Origin of the sequence: Vibrio floridensis, assembly GCF_021852965.1 — a bacterium.
Taxonomy (GTDB): Bacteria; Pseudomonadota; Gammaproteobacteria; order Enterobacterales; family Vibrionaceae; genus Vibrio; species Vibrio floridensis.
Window position 1 is genome coordinate 336,546 of sequence record NZ_JAKGCY010000001.1, and the last position, 18,686, is coordinate 355,231.

14 protein-coding genes are annotated in these 18,686 nt (G+C 50.9%); 12 read left to right on the forward strand and 2 right to left on the reverse strand.

Features of this window, described 5'->3' with window-relative positions; translation table 11 throughout:
- The first annotated feature begins 1 nt into the window (after position 1).
- From LZU85_RS01390 to LZU85_RS01415, 6 genes are all read left to right on the forward strand, one after another.
- Entirely contained in the window at positions 2-1,246 is a 1,245-nt protein-coding gene (locus LZU85_RS01390) for an extracellular solute-binding protein (RefSeq protein ID WP_011082171.1), read from the forward strand.
- A gap of 88 nt (positions 1,247-1,334) precedes the next feature.
- Positions 1,335-2,324, forward strand: coding sequence for a carbohydrate ABC transporter permease (locus LZU85_RS01395; protein WP_038939207.1), 990 nt, complete (start codon positions 1,335-1,337; stop codon positions 2,322-2,324).
- A 1-nt stretch (position 2,325) separates the two neighbouring features.
- Complete coding sequence (locus tag LZU85_RS01400) at positions 2,326-3,207, forward strand: carbohydrate ABC transporter permease (protein WP_011082173.1); 882 nt, start codon at positions 2,326-2,328, stop codon at positions 3,205-3,207.
- Positions 3,208-3,239: 32 nt separating this feature from the next.
- Positions 3,240-4,589, forward strand: coding sequence for a GH1 family beta-glucosidase (locus LZU85_RS01405; RefSeq protein WP_176301461.1), 1,350 nt, complete (start codon positions 3,240-3,242; stop codon positions 4,587-4,589).
- Positions 4,589-5,686 carry an ABC transporter ATP-binding protein gene (locus tag LZU85_RS01410; RefSeq protein WP_237286180.1) on the forward strand — a complete coding sequence of 366 codons (1,098 nt, stop codon included), beginning with the start codon at positions 4,589-4,591 and terminating at the stop codon, positions 5,684-5,686. Before LZU85_RS01405 ends, LZU85_RS01410 begins: the two co-directional genes overlap by 1 nt.
- A 166-nt stretch (positions 5,687-5,852) precedes the next feature.
- Positions 5,853-6,875, forward strand: a complete 1,023-nt coding sequence (locus LZU85_RS01415) for a LacI family DNA-binding transcriptional regulator (RefSeq protein ID WP_011082176.1) — start codon at positions 5,853-5,855, stop codon at positions 6,873-6,875.
- Between the two features lie 17 nt (positions 6,876-6,892).
- Here the strand turns inward: LZU85_RS01415 and LZU85_RS01420 are convergent, their stop codons facing one another.
- Complete coding sequence (locus LZU85_RS01420) at positions 6,893-7,672, reverse strand: type 2 periplasmic-binding domain-containing protein (RefSeq protein WP_130268002.1); 780 nt, start codon at positions 7,670-7,672, stop codon at positions 6,893-6,895.
- Positions 7,673-8,150: 478 nt separating this feature from the next.
- Between LZU85_RS01420 and LZU85_RS01425 the strand changes: the two genes are divergently transcribed.
- The 6 genes from LZU85_RS01425 to LZU85_RS01450 all read left to right on the forward strand — a co-directional run bounded on the left by LZU85_RS01425 (position 8,151) and on the right by LZU85_RS01450 (position 17,291).
- On the forward strand, positions 8,151-9,788 hold the full coding sequence (locus tag LZU85_RS01425) for an ABC transporter substrate-binding protein (RefSeq protein WP_237286181.1): 1,638 nt from the start codon (positions 8,151-8,153) through the stop codon (positions 9,786-9,788).
- A gap of 67 nt (positions 9,789-9,855) precedes the next feature.
- Complete coding sequence (locus LZU85_RS01430; protein WP_011082179.1) at positions 9,856-10,830, forward strand: ABC transporter permease; 975 nt, start codon at positions 9,856-9,858, stop codon at positions 10,828-10,830.
- 8 nt (positions 10,831-10,838) lie between these two features.
- A complete protein-coding gene (locus LZU85_RS01435; RefSeq protein WP_011082180.1) occupies positions 10,839-11,831 on the forward strand; it encodes an ABC transporter permease in 993 nt (330 codons plus the stop codon).
- Entirely contained in the window at positions 11,828-12,781 is a 954-nt protein-coding gene (locus LZU85_RS01440; RefSeq protein WP_237286182.1) for an ABC transporter ATP-binding protein, read from the forward strand. Before LZU85_RS01435 ends, LZU85_RS01440 begins: the two co-directional genes overlap by 4 nt.
- Before the next feature lie 11 nt (positions 12,782-12,792).
- Positions 12,793-13,779 carry an ABC transporter ATP-binding protein gene (locus LZU85_RS01445; protein WP_015727419.1) on the forward strand — a complete coding sequence of 329 codons (987 nt, stop codon included), beginning with the start codon at positions 12,793-12,795 and terminating at the stop codon, positions 13,777-13,779.
- 62 nt (positions 13,780-13,841) lie between these two features.
- Complete coding sequence (locus tag LZU85_RS01450; protein ID WP_237286183.1) at positions 13,842-17,291, forward strand: hypothetical protein; 3,450 nt, start codon at positions 13,842-13,844, stop codon at positions 17,289-17,291.
- Between the two features lie 236 nt (positions 17,292-17,527).
- Here the strand turns inward: LZU85_RS01450 and LZU85_RS01455 are convergent, their stop codons facing one another.
- Positions 17,528-18,538, reverse strand: coding sequence for a LacI family DNA-binding transcriptional regulator (locus LZU85_RS01455; protein ID WP_011151563.1), 1,011 nt, complete (start codon positions 18,536-18,538; stop codon positions 17,528-17,530).
- Positions 18,539-18,686 lie beyond the last annotated feature (148 nt).

The window sequence follows — 18,686 nt, forward strand, 5'->3', positions numbered from 1 at the left end:
CATGAAACTGACATCATTGACGCTTGCTTGCAGTGTGGCTCTGGGACTCGCCGCCACGGTGAATGCCGCAGAACAGAAAATCCGCTTCGATGGCTTTCCCGATTTTGACAGCAGCTTAAAAGTGCTGTTGCCGGAGTTTGAACAAGAAACGGGCATCAAAGTGGATTATTTGATGAACAACCACGGCGATCACCACACCAAGTTGACCACCAACCTCGCCACAGGCTCAGGCGCAGGGGATGTGATTGTCGTTGACGTTGAGAAGATTGGTCCGTTTGTCGCCTCGGGTGGTTTGGTTAACCTTTCGCAGCAATATGGCGCCGATAAATATCAAGAACGTTTTGCACCGTACGCTTGGGCACAAGGCAAAGGGGCGGATGGAAACATGTACGGTATTCCCGTCGACCTTGGCCCTGGGGTGATGTACTACCGCAGCGACATTTTTGCCAAAGCGGGCATTGATGTGAAAGAGGCGATCAAAGATTGGGATTCGTACATCGCGGCGGGTGAAAAACTCAAGCAGCAAAACGTGCAGTTGATTGCGTCTGCGGCGGACGTGGCGCAAGCGATCATCTTCACCACCGTACCGGAAGGAGAAGGGCTCTACTTCGATAAAGAGGGCAACCCAGTTGTCACCTCAGAACGCTTTGTTCACGCCTTTGAAGTGGCGAAAACCATTCGCGACAAAGGGTTAGATGGCCGCATTTTGGCGTGGTCAAACGAATGGTATGAAGGCTTCCGTAACGGCACCTTTGCCACCCAACTTTCTGGCGCGTGGCTATTGGGCCACCTCAATAACTGGATTGCGCCAGAAACCGCCGGAAAATGGGGCGTCTCTCACCTGCCTGATGGCATTTACGGCAGTTGGGGCGGTTCGTTCCTCTCGATTCCAACCCAATCGAAACATCAGGATGAAGCGTGGAAGCTGATCGAGTACATGACGACGCGTCGTGATATTCAGTTGCAGCATTTCGCCACCATTGCGGCGTTCCCGGCCAACACCACCACTTACGATGACCCTATGTTCCAAGAAGAGATTGCCTTCTTAGGCGGCCAGCAAGCGCGCGTGTTGTTTGCCGATGTGGCGAAAAACATCAAACCGGTTGCGCCAGCTAAGGGCGATCACGTCGCACGGTCTATCATTTTAGAAAACGCCTTGATGGAAGTGTTAGATGAAGGCAAAGACATCAAAACCGCACTCAAAGAAGCGGAACGTCTGATTAAGCGCCGCACGCGCAATATGTAATCTTGCCGATGGCTTCAATGACGAAGTCATCAGGCATCCAGTAAAGCAGGGAAGGGGCATGCTCCTTCCCGAGCAAGAGGTCGTGACTATGAATCATGCAGCGAGCAAGGTTATGGAAACATCACAGCGTAAGAGTTTTTTTTCTCGTCTCAATTTGAAAGCGCTTACACCGTATGGATTTTTGCTGCCGTTTTTGATTATTTTTTCTGTGTTCGGGGTCTTCCCGTTACTGTTTTCTATTTTTCTCTCCTTTCACGAGTGGAACCCCGTGGAAGGATTGGGAGCGATGAACTATGTGGGGCTGGAGAATTACCACATCGCCTTAACCGACCCTTGGTTGTGGCGTTCACTCAAAAATACCTTATGGCTGGCCATTACCTCCGGTGTGGCACAACACCTTGTGGCGTTACCTGTGGCTTATATCTTGGTGTCGATGAGTGATCGCCTGCGTCATTGGCTGACATCGGCTTACTTCTTACCGTTCATTACCTCAACCGTTGCCGCGTCGCTGATCTTCTTCAACATGTATTCACCGAACTCGGGGATCATCAACCAAAGCTTGATGGCATTGGCAGACAGTTCACTGCTGGGTTGGGCCTTCTCTTGGGTGAATGACTATCAGCCGATTCGCTGGCTCGATGACGCCAGTATGGTCAAACCGTCCATCGCCATTATGGTGTTTTGGAAATACACCGGTTTCAATATCGTGCTCTACACCACCGGCCTCATGACCATTCCGAAAGAGATTTTGGAAGCGGCGCGCATGGATGGTGCCAACGCGTGGCGACGTTTCTGGAGCATTTCTTTGCCAATGATTCGCCCGTTTATTTTCTTCGCCGTCACCATGACCATCATCGGCAACTTGCAGCTGTTTGAAGAGCCGTTTGTGCTGACGCGCGGCACCGGTGGCACGGGACAGTCTGGCTTAACCATCTCGATGTATTTGTACAAAGTGGGTTGGGAGTGGCTTGAAATGGGCACGGCGTCTGCGATTTCGTGGCTACTGTTTATTTTGATTGCGGGCTGTACCGCAGTGCAATTTTTCTTCTTTGGTAAGAAAGGGTTAGGGGAGCAATAAGATGTCGACCAAACACAACGCATTATTGCCGTGGAAACCGAGTGAGCAAGCCTTGGCACTGCTGACAAAAAGCCTGATGGTATTGCTGGCGGTGGTGCTGATTGTCTCCGCCATCATGACGGTGTTTCCGTTCTTGTGGTCGGCGCTGCTGTCCACGCGAGATCGCACCGAAATCTTTGGTACAGGAATCAGCTTTGCCATTGGCGATAGCTTGGCGGTGAACTACGCCAAGCTGTTGGAAATCATGCCGTTTTGGCAGGCGATGTTTAACTCAATTTACATTGCCTTCCTTGGCACCACCATCTCACTGCTGTTTTGCAGCATGGGTGGCTACGCTTTTGCCGTTTACCAATTTAAGGGTAAGAATTTTCTCTTTGGCATGCTGGTGGGTTCAATGATGATCCCGCCCGTATTGAGCCTCATCCCCTACTTTATGATCGTCAAATTCCTCGGTTTGCTCGATAACCACATGGCGGTGTGGCTGCCCTTTACCACCACGCCATTCGGGATTTTCTTGATGCGTCAGCACGTGGTGGCCTCGATTCCCAAAGAGCTACTCGAAGCGGCGAAACTCGATGGCGCAGGAGAATTTCGCACCTACTGGAGCGTGGTGCTACCACTGATGAAACCCGCACTGGCGACCTTAGCGATTGTGCAGTTTGTCTTTTTCTGGAACAGCTTCATGAACCCGCTGGTGGTGCTGACCACGCCAGAGAACTACGTGATTACCCAAGCGCTGCGAAGCGTACAAGGCATTCCTAATACGCCTTGGGGGGCGGTGATGCTGGGCACCACCATTTCCATTTTACCGTTAGTGATTACTTACTTATTTGCCTCGAAACAGATGATCAGCGGCCTCACCTCCGGCGCAGTCAAAGGCTAAGTGAAACAAAAAAATAATATAGGTTTAGAACCATGAATAAATACCAATTACCCCAAGACTCTCAATTGCGTCAGGCGGATTTTCTGTTTGGTGTCGCCACCTCCTCTTATCAAATCGAGGGCGGCGCACAACTGGGTGGGCGCACCCCATCGATTTGGGATACCTTCTGCAACCAACCCGGCGCAGTCGACAACATGGACAATGGTGATGTGGCGTGTGACCACTTCCATTTGTGGCAACAAGACATCGCACTGATCCAAGGTTTAGGCGTGGATGCGTATCGCCTTTCCATGGCGTGGCCACGCATCTTGCCGAAAGATGGCCAAGTTAACCAACAAGGGCTCGAGTTTTACGAGCGCATTATTGATGAGTGCCACGCGCGCGGCCTAAAAGTGTTTGTCACGCTCTATCACTGGGATTTGCCGCAATACTTGGAAGACAAAGGGGGTTGGCTCAACCGTGAAACCGCCTACAAATTTGCCGAATACGCAGAGGTAGTGAGTGGTTACTTCGGCAATAAAATCGATTCATACGCGACCTTGAACGAACCGTTCTGCTCGGCCTATTTGGGCTACCGTTGGGGCATTCATGCTCCGGGTAAGAAGGGCGAGCGTGAAGGCTTTTTGTCGGCGCACCATCTGATGTTGGCACACGGTTTAGCGATGCCAATCATGCGCAAAAACGCGCCGCAATCGATGCACGGTTGTGTGTTCAATGCCACGCCTGCTTACCCGTATCGTGAGCAGGATGTCGCTGCGGCCGAATACAGTGATGCCGAGGGTTTCCACTGGTTTATCGACCCAGTGCTCAAAGGGGAATACCCGCAAAGCGTGTTAGAGCGCCAAGCGCACAACATGCCGATGATCTTAGACGGCGACCTCGACATCATCCGTGGCGACCTCGACTTTATCGGCATCAACTTTTACACCCGTTGCGTGGTGCGTTTTGATGCCAATGGCGAGTTGGAAAGCATGCCTCAGCCAGACGCAGAGCACACGTACATCGGCTGGGAGATTTACCCGCAAGCGCTGACCGATTTGTTGTTGCGCTTAAAACAGCGCTATCCGAACTTACCGCCAGTCTACATTACCGAAAACGGTGCGGCAGGAGAGGATGCGTGTATCAATGGCGAAGTGAATGATGAACAGCGCGTGCGCTATTTCCAAAGCCACTTATTGGCCTTGGATGAAGCCATTCGCGCCGGAGTCAATGTGCAAGGGTATTTTGCTTGGAGTTTGATGGACAACTTCGAGTGGGCCTACGGTTATAAGCAGCGCTTTGGCATTGTGCATGTGGATTACGCCACGCAAAAACGGACCTTAAAACAGAGCGCGATCGCGTATCGCAATACGTTGCTGGCGCGTGCAGAGGAGAAGCAATAATGGCACGAGTGGAATTTCGCGATATCAAAAAATCGTACGACGATGTGGAAGTGGTCAAACACTTTGATTTCACCGTCGAAGATGGTGAGTTTGTGGTGTTTTTAGGCCCCTCGGGCTGTGGAAAATCCACCACGTTGCGCATGCTCGCGGGCTTAGAAAGCATCACCTCGGGGGAGATTTACGTTGGCGACAAACTGATGAACAAGATCGACGCCAAAGATCGCGATTTGGCGATGGTGTTCCAAAGTTACGCGCTCTACCCGCACATGACGGTGTACGAAAACATCGCTTTTGCCCTCAAACTGAAAGGGATGGCAAAAGCGCAAATCGATGTTGAAGTACGCAAAGCGGCCAAAATGTTGGAACTGGAAGCGCTGCTGGATCGCAAACCCAAAGAGCTTTCCGGTGGTCAGCGTCAGCGTGTGGCGATGGGCCGCGCTATGGTCCGTACCCCCAAAGTGTTCCTCTTTGATGAGCCGTTATCAAACTTGGATGCCAAACTGCGTGGCACCATGCGTGAAGAGATCAAACAACTGCATCGAGAGCTGAAAACCACCACCATCTATGTGACGCACGACCAAATAGAAGCGATGACGCTGGCTGACCGCATTGTGATCCTCAAAGATGGCTATGTGGCGCAAGTGGGCACGCCAACGGAGGTGTTTAAACGCCCGGCCAACAAGTTTGTGGCTCAGTTTATTGGCAACCCGTCGATGAACATGCTTGAAGCCAAGTTGGTCGGTGAAGAGGGCAACTGGCACATCGCATTGGGTGACGTGACCATTCCGTTGCCAGAGCGCTTTCACGCCCATGCTTCGAAGAATCTTGCTTTGCATTTTGGCATTCGGCCGACAGACATTCATTTGCGAGCCGAGCAAGTGGCGCACGATCGCGTGTTGCCGATAGAGGTGGCGATCAAAGACAAAGAGCTGCTGGGCGCGAGCATCTTGCTCAAAACCGAAGTGGCAGGGCAGCCCTTGATGGTGGAAACCCAAGCGGCAGAGGTGGACGTTCGCCAACTGACCTTGTACCTCGACTTGGACGCCATTCATCTGTTTGATGCTTTGAGTGAGAAGTCGCTGGCGAGCTTTAGGTGATCACATCGCGTAAAGCAACGCATCAACCGTGTTGGCTCTTTAAGGGCTAACACGGTTGATTGAGCTTGTTGAATGGGGAAACTATAGTAAAGTTGTGTGGCTAACTTCCGTGAACAGTGGAGATTTAGCCGATAAAGTGACCAGTTTTGAGCTTGCTGGATAAAAAATGAAAACCCAAAAAAAGAAAAAAAGTACCCCTTCCATCTACGACGTTGCCAAGCTGGCTGATGTGTCACCGAGCACGGTTTCCCGCTTTCTCAATCGCACCACTTATGTCTCGGATGACAAGAGTGATCGCATCGAAAAAGCGATCAAATCTCTCAATTACAAACCCAACTATCTGATGAGTCGAGACAAAAATACCCGCTCGATGACCATTGGTGTGTTGGTCCAGCACCCAGAAAGTCCCTACACCAGTCGTATTCTCAACGACATGGAAAAAGTGCTGAATGCTCAAGGTTACTCCTTGGTGATTGCCACCGGGCATTGGCAGCGCAGTTTAGAAACCCACGCTTTGGAGTATCTGGCTAAAAGCCATGTGGATGGGGTCATCATTGTGACCGGCAGCTTGAGTGAAGAGCAGATTTTGGCGTACGCCGAGCGCATTCCGGTGATTGCCGTGGGCTATCAAGTTTCGGGGCCCAATGTGCGCAGTGTGAACGTCGATAATGTGCTGGCGGGTTATATGGCCACGCTCCATTTGCTTCAGCAAGGGCACGTCAACATCGCCCATATTAAAGGATTGCTCAACCAACCTGACGCCGTTGCCCGCTTTGTCGGCTATAAAAAAGCGTTGAAAGAAGCGGGAATCAAAGTGCAAGCCAAACTGATCAAGCAAGGGGATTTTAGTAGTGAAACGGGCTATGAAAAAACCGTCGAACTGATCCAGTCTCGTCACTACTTTTCGGCCATTTTTGCTGCCAATGATCAAACCGCTTACGGGGCAATTAAAGCCTTGCATGACCATGGTTTGCGCGTGCCTCAAGATGTGTCCGTGATTGGCTTTGATGATCTGCCCGTCTCGCAGTATTTCACACCTGCGCTTACGACCATGCGCCAACCGATAGAAGAGATTGGTGAAATCAGTGCGCGCAGCATATTAAACTTGCTCAATGGCGACCGTTCACCACAACGCTTACCGCCGATCGAACTGGTGGTGCGTGAATCCACTCAATCTAAATTTCGTTAGCCATTCAGCGCAGCAGGCTAACGTGATAAGTAGCGAGGTTGAAAGCCCTGCCAAACCGGACTGAGAGCAGGGTTCATCAGCTCAATCACTTGGCGCTGTTGCGGATTCATTTGGTTTACGCTGCGCGCGTAATGTTTCTCATACAACAGTTGTAACGTCCCTGCCTGCTCCAGTTTATTGAGCGCAGCCGTCATCTCTTTGTGAAGCGCTGGATGCTGCGGTGCCACGTAGAACACCACGGGGAGTGGGTAGTACAGCATGAGGCTAGGTTCAATGGCGAGTTTTTCACTGGCATGAGGGTATTCCTCTAATAAGCTTTGCGCTTCATTAATGCCCAGTGGAATGAAATCGCACAACCCTTCTTGCAGCAGCAAAAACATCTGTTCCAGTGAGCCTTTTTCCAACACCTGATAGCCGTTTTGGCGCAGTAAGTCGGCATCTGCCCAAGTCGCGGGAATGCCCGCCACCATCGCTTTTAGCTGCGTTTCTGTGGCGTTGGCAAAGTGGGCGGTGTCGGTGGCTCGAACCACCAAAACCCGACAACCTAAAATACCACCACACAGCGCGTGACTCACTTCGAGAAACTGCCCAGGGGCAAATTTTTGATTGCCAGCCACGGTGGTCAGCAGATCAATTCCGGTTTCAAACACACGTCCTTCATCTTCCGCATTGGGGTAGGCGGTAGTGTCTTCGAACATCGGCCAATAAGCGGACAATGCAGGCCGTAAAGCCTGTAAAACGTCCCGTTCGTGCTGTTGACGTGTCCAAGATTTATTGCCATTCCAAAATCGACTCATGTTGCTACGGCGCTCCGTTGGGTTGTCTGTCTCGTTTGAGTTTTCCGCTATCATTCCATGCGTAATATCAAAAAGAAAGCGGTTTCTTTTTGTGTGAAGTGAATGTTTGATTTGCGACAAAATCAGCGTTTGTGTGGGTTGATGGTCGTTAGGAGGAGAAAACGCTCCTCAGTTCACAAAATTCAATACAGCAATGAAAATATAACCAATTGATATATATGGAATTTTGTTATGTTACTTAATTGGTCTTATATCTATCTCATTGATATTTAAGTATTAAATAGATGTGTGATCTATGGTTTGTTTTATCGACTTTGAGTTGAATATCACGCTTGAAAGAGGAAAAATCCTCACAAAGAAAGCGCTTTCTTTTTCATTTTGACGCCATAGTGGTTGTTTTATGGCTGTCACCGCGGAAAATTTTTTATAACAACAAGAAAGCGCTTTCATGGGGTGTAACTAAAACAAGGACAATGTGATGCAAAAGAAAACTCTGCTCGCAACTCTCGCTGCCGGTCTTATGCTTTCTGCAACTGCTACAACAGCGGCTGAGATCAAACAGGGTGGTACGCTAACCGTGCCAATCATCAACACGGGGTTTGTTGATAACTTCAACCCGTATACCACCAAAGATCTGCTACACGGCGTGATGTTTGAACCTCTAATGGTGTTCAACAACATGACCGGTGAAACGGATTTCCGTTTGGCAAAATCGGTTGCTTACTCGGACGATCTAAAAACCATTACTCTGACACTGCGTGATGGCTTGAAATGGTCTGATGGTTCACCGCTCACGGCAGACGACGTGGTCTACAGCTTTATGCTCACCAAAGACGCGCCAGCGTTTGACCAAAAAGGCATTTGGTCAGGCAAGAATCTCCAGACGATTACAGCCAAAGACGCCACAACGGTGGTCTTTAACCTGAATGAAGCGGATTCGACTTTTGTTTGGAACCTAGAGCGTTACCACATTGTTCCTAAGCACATCTGGTCAAAAGTGGAAGACTTAACCACCTTTACCAACCCAAATCCAGTGGGTAGCGGCCCGATGACCGTGGTGAAATACGTTAAACCGCAACAAATGGAATTGTGCCGCAACCCGAACTACTACCTTGAAGGTCGTCCATACCTTGATTGCGTGAACTTCCGTTCTTACAACGACAACTCGCAAATTCAACCTGCGTTGATCAAAGGTGAAATCGACTGGGGTTCAAACTTCATTGCTGACGTGGAATCCACGTTTGTCGCGCAAGACAAAGCCAACAACCACTTCTGGTACCCAGCGAACGATGCGATTCACCTTTACGTCAACACCAAGAAAGCCCCATTTGATGATCTGCGTGTTCGCCAAGCGCTTTCTATCGCGCTTGACCGCGAAGCGATCGTTGATATTGCGGCGTATGGCTACCCAACGCCGAACTACAATGTTGGCGGCATTGGCGAACTGTACAAAACACACATCGATCCACAAATCTCGAAAAAATACGGCTATCTCACGCAATATGACGCTGAAAAAGCGAAACAATTGCTAGAAGAAGCGGGCATTGTTGACCGTAATGGCGACGGTTTCCGCGACAACAAAGATGGCTCAACTGTGCAGTTCGATATCGAAGTCGTTAACGGCTGGACCGACTGGATTCAAGTGGTGCAGATGGTGACGGAATACTTCGAAGAAGTCGGCATCAAAGCGAACGTGAAAACCGTTGACTGGGCAGTGTATGACGCCAACTTGAAAGAGAGCAAATACACCATGTCGATCAACTGGTCGATGGTCGCCACCAACCCAATTTTGGCTTACCAAGAGTACTTCGCGACATCGCGTATCGGCAAAACATGGCACGCGGGCCACGGTGTGAACTCGCCAGAAATCGACAAGTTGATTGAAAGCTTCGGCAAAATCGGCGATGCGCAGAAGCAAGAAGCGATCATTTCACAACTGCAGGAATACACGGCGGAAAACCTACCGTTCATTCCTCTGTTCTCTAACCCAACTTGGTTCCAATACAGCACCAAGAAGATTGTTGGCTGGCCAAATGCAGAAAACCCATATGTACAGCCAGTGTGGTATGACGGCGGTAAGCGCGTGATCATCCTCAACAACCTACACCTGAAATAAGGGATTTGTGTTTTCAATTGTTAGGAGTCACCGCCACGGTGGTGACTCCTAGGTTAAAAGGTGTGTTATGTCGTTTTTAGTTCGCCGTTTTGGCTTTTATTTTACTGCCTTCCTGATTGCGATTTCATTCAACTTTATGTTGCCGCGCTTGATGCCGGGGGATCCGGTGGATGCCCTCTTTGCTGCAGCACAAGGTCGAATGGACCCCGCTCAGATGGACGCAGTTCGTGAGATGTATGGTTTTGTCGATGGCAACCTGTTTGAGCAGTATCTGGCTTACATGAAAAGCGTGTTTACGCTTGAGTTGGGCCCTTCGGTACTGATGTTCCCTGTGAGCGTGTCGGATGTGATTGCCATGGCGCTGCCATGGACCATGTTCCTTGCGCTGGGCTCTTTGATTGTGGCGCTGATCATTGGTGTCAGTATTGGTACTTACGCCTCGTATCATCGTCAGGGCCTATTTGGCCAAGTGGTGCCACCAGTGCTGGCTTTCATCAGTAACTTCCCTTATGTCGTCACTGCGCTGCTGCTGTTCTACTTCTTCGGTTTGAAGATGGAATTGCTGCCGCTGGCGTACACCTACGACCCAGCGTTAGAGCCGGGCTTTAACCTGGAATTTATTGCCAGCGTTGCGAAACACGCGGTGCTTCCAGTGGGTTCGATGGTGGTGGTTGGCATCGCGACGTGGGTATTTAACATGCGCAACGCGATGATCAACGTGTTGGGTGAAGATTACGTCACCATGGCGGAAGCGAAAGGACTCAGCAGTTTCCGCGTGATGTACCGCTATGCTGGCCGCAACGCGATTTTGCCAGTGGCGACAGCCATTGCGATGGCGATCGGTTTCTCCTTCGCTGGCTCGATCATGACGGAAGTGGTGTTCAACTACCAAGGGCTTGGCAACATTCTCTTGAAAGGGATTGTGGCGCGTGACTACCCGCTGATCCAAGCCATCTTGTTGATTCTCGTTACCGCAGTACTGACGGCGAACTTTATTGCCGATCTGCTCTACGTTTGGCTTGACCCCCGCATTTCAAATTAAGGTGTACCATGGACAAGATAATCAATACTAATAAAGCGTCCGAACCAAGTGAAATGATTGCTCGTGAGCCTCGTTTCTCGTGGAAAAAGACGAAAAAAACACTGGGTAAGATTTACGCATTTTTCTATGGCAACCCGCCCGCCATTATCGGTGGCTTGTTGCTGACCATCATTCTCTGCGGTGCGCTGTTTGCGCCAGTATTGGCGACGCACAACCCTGAAAAGCGCGTTGCTCGCCCACATGTGGCACCAAACGCAGAATACGTGCTTGGCACCACGCGCAGTGGCCGCGATGTCTACAGCCAAGTGCTGCACGGCGCGCGCAAATCACTCACGGTAGCGATCGCCGCGGGTGTGATTGCCATGAGCCTAGCGGTGATCATTGGTGTTTCATCCGGCTACTTCGGCGGCAAAATCGATGAGCGCCTTAACTTTCTGACCAACGTTTTTCTGGTGTTCCCACAGCTGCCCTTGCTGATTGTGCTCGCCGCCTTTCTTGGTCAAGTGGGCTCCTTAGTCATTACGGTTCTGCTCGGCATCACCTCCTGGCCGTGGGGGGCGCGCGTGATACGGTCGCAAACCATGGCGATTCGAAATAAAGAATTCATCATCTCAGCGGAAGTGATGGGCGAGTCAAAAATTCGCATCATCTTGGTCGAAATCCTGCCAAACCTTGTTTCCATTGTTTTTGGTGGCTTCTTAGGCACCGTGATTTACGCCATGGGCGCGGAAGCGGGCCTAGGCATTCTAGGCTTAGGTGACGCAACTGAAGTGAGCTGGGGCTCGATGCTTTACTGGGCGCAAACCTCCTCGTCACTCTACACTGGCGCATGGTGGGAGATGCTCGTACCTGCGTCTGCACTGGCGATTACTGGCGGTGCGTTGGCGCTGATCAACATGTCCATCGACCAAGTGAGCAACCCGAAACTGCGCACTGGCCCACACATCAAACTGTGGCATCAATTGAAAAAGCAAGCCGATAAACGCCGAGGTCTACTATGAGTCAGTTACTTGAAATCAATAACTTGTGCGTAGATTACGTCTCACCGAATGGCGTGGCGCGCGCAGTGAACAACGTCAGCTTAACCATCGCACCAGGTGAAACGCTCGGACTGGCTGGCGAATCGGGCTGTGGTAAAAGTACCTTAGCTTTCGCCATCTCGCGTCTGCACAAAGCGCCAGCGCTGATCTCGGAGGGGGAAATCCTCTACAAAGGGCAAGACGTGCTGAAGATGAACGATCGCCAATTGCGCGATTTTCGCTGGAACGATGTTTCGGTGGTGTTCCAGAGTGCGATGAACTCGCTCAACCCGGTGATCACCATTGGTGAGCAGCTTACGGATGTGATTTTGGCGCACCGTAAAATCCCTTACAAACAAGCTTATGAGCGTGCGGTGGAGCTGCTAAAAGTGGTGGGGATTCACGGCGATCGCATGAGCAGCTTTCCGCACCAACTCAGTGGTGGTATGAGACAGCGTGTGGTGATTGCGGTTGCTTTGGCGCTTGAGCCGAAACTGATCATCATGGATGAGCCAACTACGGCGCTGGATGTGGTGGTTGAGCGTGAAATCCTCAACGAGCTGTACGAGCTCAAGAGCAAGTTTGGCTTCTCGATTTTGTTCATCAGCCACGATTTGAGTTTGATGGGGGAAATTGCCGATCGCATCGGCGTGATGTACGCAGGCAACCTTATTGAGTTGGGCGAAGCGAAGCAAGTGTTTGGCAATCCACAGCATCCTTATACCAAAGGGCTTATCTCATCGTTCCCGACTATTCACGGGCCGAAAGAGCGCCTTTACGGTATACCGGGCAACCCAGTGAACCTGCTCAACATCCCGACAGGGTGTAATTTCCAAGAGCGTTGCGGTGTCTGTGCGTTGGTTTGTAAGCAGCAAGACCCGCGTTTAATGCGTGCCGATAACGGCAGCCTAGTCTCGTGTCATTTGGTGTAGGGAGCGGAAACATGCAACAAGTAAACACACCTGAAGTGATTCTTTCGATCAAGAATCTGGTGAAAGATTTCCCGCTGGGCCAATCGGTCAAAAGCAATTTGATGCGCGCGGTAAACGATGTGTCGTTTGAGCTGCGCAAAGGTGAAGCGCTGGCGATTGTGGGCGAATCCGGCTCGGGCAAAAGCACGGGGGCGCGTATTCTCACCCGCATCTACGAGAAAACCGCGGGGGAAGTGACGTTTAAAGGCCAGCCGCTGGCCGATTACATCAAAGAAAATGGTGAGCTGGAATACGCGCGCCAGGTGCAGATGATTTTCCAAGACCCCTTTGGTTCACTCAATCCAGTGCACACCATTTACCACCACATTGCGCGCCCATTGCAGATCCACCAACGTGCCGATAAAGCGGCGATTCCTAAGTTAGTGTATGAACTGTTGGAATTGGTGGGTTTGTCACCGGCCAAAGAGACGGCGGAAAAATACCCGCACGAACTCAGTGGCGGCCAGCGCCAGCGTGTGGCGATTGCGCGTGCGATTGCCGTTGACCCTGAAGTGATTTTGGCCGATGAGCCCATCTCAATGCTGGATGTGTCTGTTCGCTTAGGTATTTTGAACTTGATGGCGGATCTCAAAGACAAGCACGGTATCTCATTTATGTACATCACTCACGATATCGCAACCGCACGTTATTTCGCTGAGAAGACCGCGGTGATGTACGTCGGCCACATGGTGGAGTGGGGCGACAGCGATAGCGTGACGCAAAATCCGCAGCACCCATATTCGCAACTGCTGCTCTCTGCCGTGCCAGAAGTGGGCAAGGCGGGCAAACGCGAGCTGCAGGCGAAAAAAGGTGAAATTCCACTGTGGAAGCCAAGCAGTGTCGGTTGCCCATTTGCGGCTCGCTGCCTTAAAGCCACCGAGTTGTGTACGCGTTCTCTGCCAGAGCCGACGCAAATCGCTGACAACCACTTTGCTCGTTGCCATCACCTCGCTGGGTGATGGCCAGTTAACTTTTTAAAAAAGCGAAAAAGAAAGCGCTTTCTTTTTGTTGGAATGAAATTATGAAGCTAGAACATCAAAAAAATCAGAACGTTGAAGGTTCGTTTGTCGATTTGCTCGGTGAGCGTTACTACAAAATTGCCCACGTTGACAAAATGGCCCCATTTTTCATTAGCGTGGTCTCGTCCAGCGACCATTGGCTGTTTATCTCATCAACAGGCAGTTTGTCGGCTGGCCGAATTCGTCCTGAAAATGCTCTTTTTCCCTACAAGTCTGTGGATCATATTCATGAAAGCGCGGAAAACACGGGCTCGAAAACCATTGTCCGCGTACAGCAAGACGGCCGTTGGGTATTGTGGGAACCGTTCAACCGTTTCCACGATGGCTTGTACCAAGTCGAGCGCAATCTCTACAAAAACAGCGTTGGTGACAAAATCGTTTTTGAAGAGCTTAACCACACGTTAAAGCTGAAATTCCAATACGCTTGGGCCAGCAGCGATGAGTTTGGCTTTGTTCGCCGCGCGCAAATCAGCGATCTCTCTGGTCAAGATCGTGAGCTGGATATTCTCGACGGTCTACAAAACCTGTTGCCATCGGGCGCACCATTGGCAGCGTTACAAACGCGCAGTGCCTTAGTGGATGCCTACAAGTGGAATGAACAAGTGGAAGGCACGTCACTGGCGCTTTACACCATGTACGCTAAGTTGAGTGACCGCGCAGAGCCTGCCGAATCACTGTTGGCGACCACGGTGTTTAGCATTGATAACGACTACGGCCAAATTCTTCTCAGCAGCGAACAGCTCGGCGCGTTCCGCTGTGGTGAGCCGATTGTCAATGAGCCACTGACGCGTGGCGTGCGCGGCAGTTACTTGATCAACAAAACCATCAAGCTGCCAGCTGGGCAGAGCAAGCATTGGCTGATCGTCGCCGATATCGACAAAAACCATTGTGATGTGCGCGCTCTGGAGCAGCAACTTGCGACGCCAGCGAATGTGGAACAGCAGATCGAAGCGAGCATCGCGCAAAATCAGCAAGAGTTGGTTGCTCTGATGTCCGGCGGTGACGCATGGCAAGTGACCGCAGAAGAGACCACGTTTGTGCACCACTACGCCAACGTACTGTTCAACAGCATGCGTGGCGGCGTGATTGAAAACAACTACCAGCTCGACAAGCAAGATGTGCTGAAAACCATGCGCAAAACCAATCAACAGGTGGTGGCGCGCCAGCAAACCTTCTTTGCCGACCTGCCTGAGAGTTTCACTCATGCAGAGTTGGTTCGTCTGGCAAAGCTCACTGGCGATGCGCAGTTGGTGCGTTTGAGCTACGAATACTTGCCACTGACGTTTGGCCGTCGTCATGGTGACCCAAGCCGTCCTTGGAACCACTACGAAATCAAACTCAAAGATGACAAAGGTGAGCGTTTACTCTCTTACCAAGGCAACTGGCGCGACATTTTCCAAAACTGGGAAGCATTGGCGTTGAGCTATCCGGGGTTCATCTCTTCATTCATGGCGAAGTTTGTTAACGCCTCAACCATGGATGGCTACAACCCGTATCGCATCACCAAAGAAGGCATCGATTGGGAACTGCTGGAAGCGGATGATCCGTGGAGCAACATCGGTTACTGGGGCGATCACCAGATCATCTATTTGCTCAAATTCCTCGAGTTGGCGAAGAAATATCAGCGTGAAGAGCTCTGCGAGTTGCTCACCAGCGATCTGTTTAGCTACGCCAATGTCCCTTACGAGTTGTGTGGTGTGGACAAGTTGTTCGCCAATCCAAAAGACACGGTGTCGTTTAACCACGAACTGCAAAAGCGTATCGAAGAAAAAGTGGCGAAGCTGGGCAGTGATGGCCGTTTGATCCTCGAAGGGGAAGACAGCGTTTACATGGTGAACTTGTGCGAAAAAGTGCTGGTGCCTTTGCTGTCGAAACTGAGCAATTTGGTGCTGGATGGGGGGATTTGGCTTAACACTCAGCGTCCGGAATGGAACGATGCCAACAACGCGATTGTCGGCAATGGCCTTTCGATGGTGACTTTGTATTACATGCGCCGTTATGTGGCTTTCTTGCAGGGATTGATGAGTGAACTGCCGTCCTCTGTCTCAATGTCGAAAGAAGTGTTTGATTGGATGCTCTCCATCACCCGCATTTTGCAAGACGCGACCAAAGAGATTCGCCAAGGCACGGTGAACCGTCAAACACGCAAAGCAATTTTGACGCTGCTTGAAAAATCCGCTGATGAGTTCAGACAACGCGTCTACCGCATGAATGGTTTCTCAGGCAAAACCAAAGTGGAGAAAAGTGCACTCGAGAAACTGTTGGAAGCGAGCCTTGTGGTGCTTGATTCGAGCATCGAAAACAATTTGCGTGAAGACGGTTTGTACAACGCCTACAACATCCTGACTTACTCGGGTGAAAGCTTAAATATCGAAAATCTCTACCCAATGCTGGAAGGGCAAGTGGCGGTATTGAGCGCGGGCGTGCTGACACCGAAACAAGCCGTTGAGTTGTTAGACAAACTGTTTAGCAGCGAAATGTACCGTGACGATCAGCAAAGCTTCATGCTCTACCCAGACCGCGAACTACCGGCGTTCGTCGCGCGTAACCGCATTGCGCCTGCACAAGTGGAAACCAACCGTGTGATCAGTGAAATGCTGGCCAAGGGCGACCAACGCATTGTGCAGCGCGACATCCAGGGCGATTGCCATTTCCACGCTGCGTTTGAAAACGTCGATGGTTTGCGTAACGCGGTTGCCCAAGTGAAAATGGACTACCCAGAGCTTAGCAAAGAGCAGTGGGACGAACTCGATGCCCTTTATGAGCAGGTGTTTAACCACCGTGCGTTTACTGGCCGCTCTGGCACCATGTTTGGCTACGAAGGTTTGGGCTGTATCTACTGGCATATGGTCTCTAAACTGCTGCTGGCGGTGCAAGAGAACTACCAGTTTGCATTGGAACAAGACGCAAACAGCGAAGAAACCAAGCAGTTGGCGCAATACTACTACCGCGTTCGTCAGGGCATTGGCTTTAACAAAACGCCACAAAATTACGGCGCGTTCCCAACCGACCCATACTCGCATACGCCAAAGCACGCTGGTGCGCAGCAGCCTGGCATGACGGGCCAAGTGAAAGAAGAAGTGCTAACGCGTTTTGCCGAACTGGGTATTGAGGTTAACGCGCAGCGCATTGGTCTTCAGCCAACGCTATTGAGAAAGCAAGAGTTCCTCACTCAAGCAACCACCTTTAGTTGTCTGGGTGTGTCTGGTGAGAAACGCAGCTACGTGGTGGAAGCGGGTCAGTTAGCCTTCACTTACTGCCAAGTGCCGTTCATTTACCAGCTCAGCGAGCAGGATAAAGGGCACATTGAAGTGATGATGCGTGACGACAGCGTGCAGTTGTTTGAGCAACTTGAGCTTGATGAGCGCATCAGCCAAGCAATTTTCGCTCGCACTGGCGAGGTGGAAAAAGTGGTGGTGAGCTTGCCAGAATCGATGCTGTATCGCGGCTAATGGCTAATCGTTAAGCTTTAAGCGCTTAGCCAACTAGCTAACTAGCCACTCAAACAGAAACCTGGCCTCGCGATAGAGGCCAGGTGAGAGAAATAAAGAACCCCACCTTTTGGTGGGGTTCTTTTTCTGTGTGTCAGTCACGAAAGTCAGCGCAGGAACCAGTGAGCAAAGCCAAGGCGCAGGGAAGCTCGCTACGGATTTCGCTGACGGCAAGGATTGTGAGAGTCGAGCTTGCGCTACTTGGCCGCCGCTTGATGTGGTTTCACCGAATCTCTCACCACCAGTTCTGGCGTTAGCTTGTGCTTTAATGGGTAACTCTGTTTATTCACCAAAGCCAAGACCCCTTTGGCAGCTTCGCAGCCCATTTCCATCACCGGGAAGTTCACCGTGGTTAAGCGTGGGCGAATGTGCTGGCTGTGGGTATCGTTATCAAAACCGACCACAGAGAGATCGTCGCCAATCGCCAATCCGCGTTCTGCGGCCACGTCATAAACCGCGAGGGCAATGTTGTCGTTTTGGCAGAAAATGGCGGTGATTTGTGGATCGCGATCGAGCAGACGGCGCGCCGCTTCGTGGTTGCCTTGATGGTCAAAACGCCCTTCGACAATCAAATTGGCATCATAGGCAATACCAAACTCAGCCAGTGCATTGCGATAACCTTGTAAGCGATCGCGGCTGTCGCCTTTGCTTAGCTGGCCAGTAATGCACGCCACTTTGCTGTGGCCATGTTCCAAAAGGTGCTTAGTCGCCAAATACCCACCGAGTTCGTTATCGATAAAAATACAGTGATCGGCAATTTCAGGAATGTAGCGGTTCAACACAATCGTGGCGCTTTGACGCTCAACCACTTCAATCAGTTCATCATCAGAGAGCTTATCGGAATGCACAATCAAACCGTCCACCTGCTTTGAGCGCAGGAAGTTGATCGAATCTTGCTCTTTGGTGTGAGACTCTTGACCACTGGTGACGATCAAGTGAATGTTGTTTTGTCTTACCGTGTCTTCGGCATGGTGCATCAGTGGGCCATAAAACGGGCCGTCTAGCGAGCCGACCAACATGCCAATGCTGTTAGAACGGCTAGATGCTAGCGCCTGTGCAAAGGCGTTTGGTTTGTAGCCTAGCTTTTCAATCGCTTCGAAGACTTTTTTGCGATTGGCTTCTTTGACCGTTGGATGGTTATTGAGTGCTCTTGAAACCGTTGATTGAGAGACATTCGCCAGCTCGGATACTTCTTTAATGGTGATCAATGGAACTCCCCTTATATTGCCTTTTGAGTTCAAGCGGACAGTGTACCTGCGCGATGTTCTCTCGCCTAGAATTCTGGTGGCGAAGATAGCAAAACTCTGAACTGCATAACGCCCTGCGAGAACGGATGTTCACGCTTTGAGCAATTTA

Excerpts from the sequence above, each read along its gene's own strand:
- LZU85_RS01445 (WP_015727419.1), top strand. The coding sequence starts at position 12,793 with ATGCAACAAGTAAACACACCTGAAGTGATTCTTTCGATCAAGAATCTG.
- LZU85_RS01430 (WP_011082179.1), top strand. The coding sequence starts at position 9,856 with ATGTCGTTTTTAGTTCGCCGTTTTGGCTTTTATTTTACTGCCTTCCTG.
- LZU85_RS01420 (WP_130268002.1), bottom strand. The coding sequence starts at position 7,672 with ATGAGTCGATTTTGGAATGGCAATAAATCTTGGACACGTCAACAGCAC.
- LZU85_RS01450 (WP_237286183.1), top strand. The coding sequence starts at position 13,842 with ATGAAGCTAGAACATCAAAAAAATCAGAACGTTGAAGGTTCGTTTGTC.
- LZU85_RS01400 (WP_011082173.1), top strand. The coding sequence starts at position 2,326 with ATGTCGACCAAACACAACGCATTATTGCCGTGGAAACCGAGTGAGCAA.
- LZU85_RS01440 (WP_237286182.1), top strand. The coding sequence starts at position 11,828 with ATGAGTCAGTTACTTGAAATCAATAACTTGTGCGTAGATTACGTCTCA.
- LZU85_RS01410 (WP_237286180.1), top strand. The coding sequence starts at position 4,589 with ATGGCACGAGTGGAATTTCGCGATATCAAAAAATCGTACGACGATGTG.
- LZU85_RS01425 (WP_237286181.1), top strand. The coding sequence starts at position 8,151 with ATGCAAAAGAAAACTCTGCTCGCAACTCTCGCTGCCGGTCTTATGCTT.
- LZU85_RS01395 (WP_038939207.1), top strand. The coding sequence starts at position 1,335 with ATGAATCATGCAGCGAGCAAGGTTATGGAAACATCACAGCGTAAGAGT.
- LZU85_RS01390 (WP_011082171.1), top strand. The coding sequence starts at position 2 with ATGAAACTGACATCATTGACGCTTGCTTGCAGTGTGGCTCTGGGACTC.
- LZU85_RS01405 (WP_176301461.1), top strand. The coding sequence starts at position 3,240 with ATGAATAAATACCAATTACCCCAAGACTCTCAATTGCGTCAGGCGGAT.
- LZU85_RS01435 (WP_011082180.1), top strand. The coding sequence starts at position 10,839 with ATGGACAAGATAATCAATACTAATAAAGCGTCCGAACCAAGTGAAATG.
- LZU85_RS01415 (WP_011082176.1), top strand. The coding sequence starts at position 5,853 with ATGAAAACCCAAAAAAAGAAAAAAAGTACCCCTTCCATCTACGACGTT.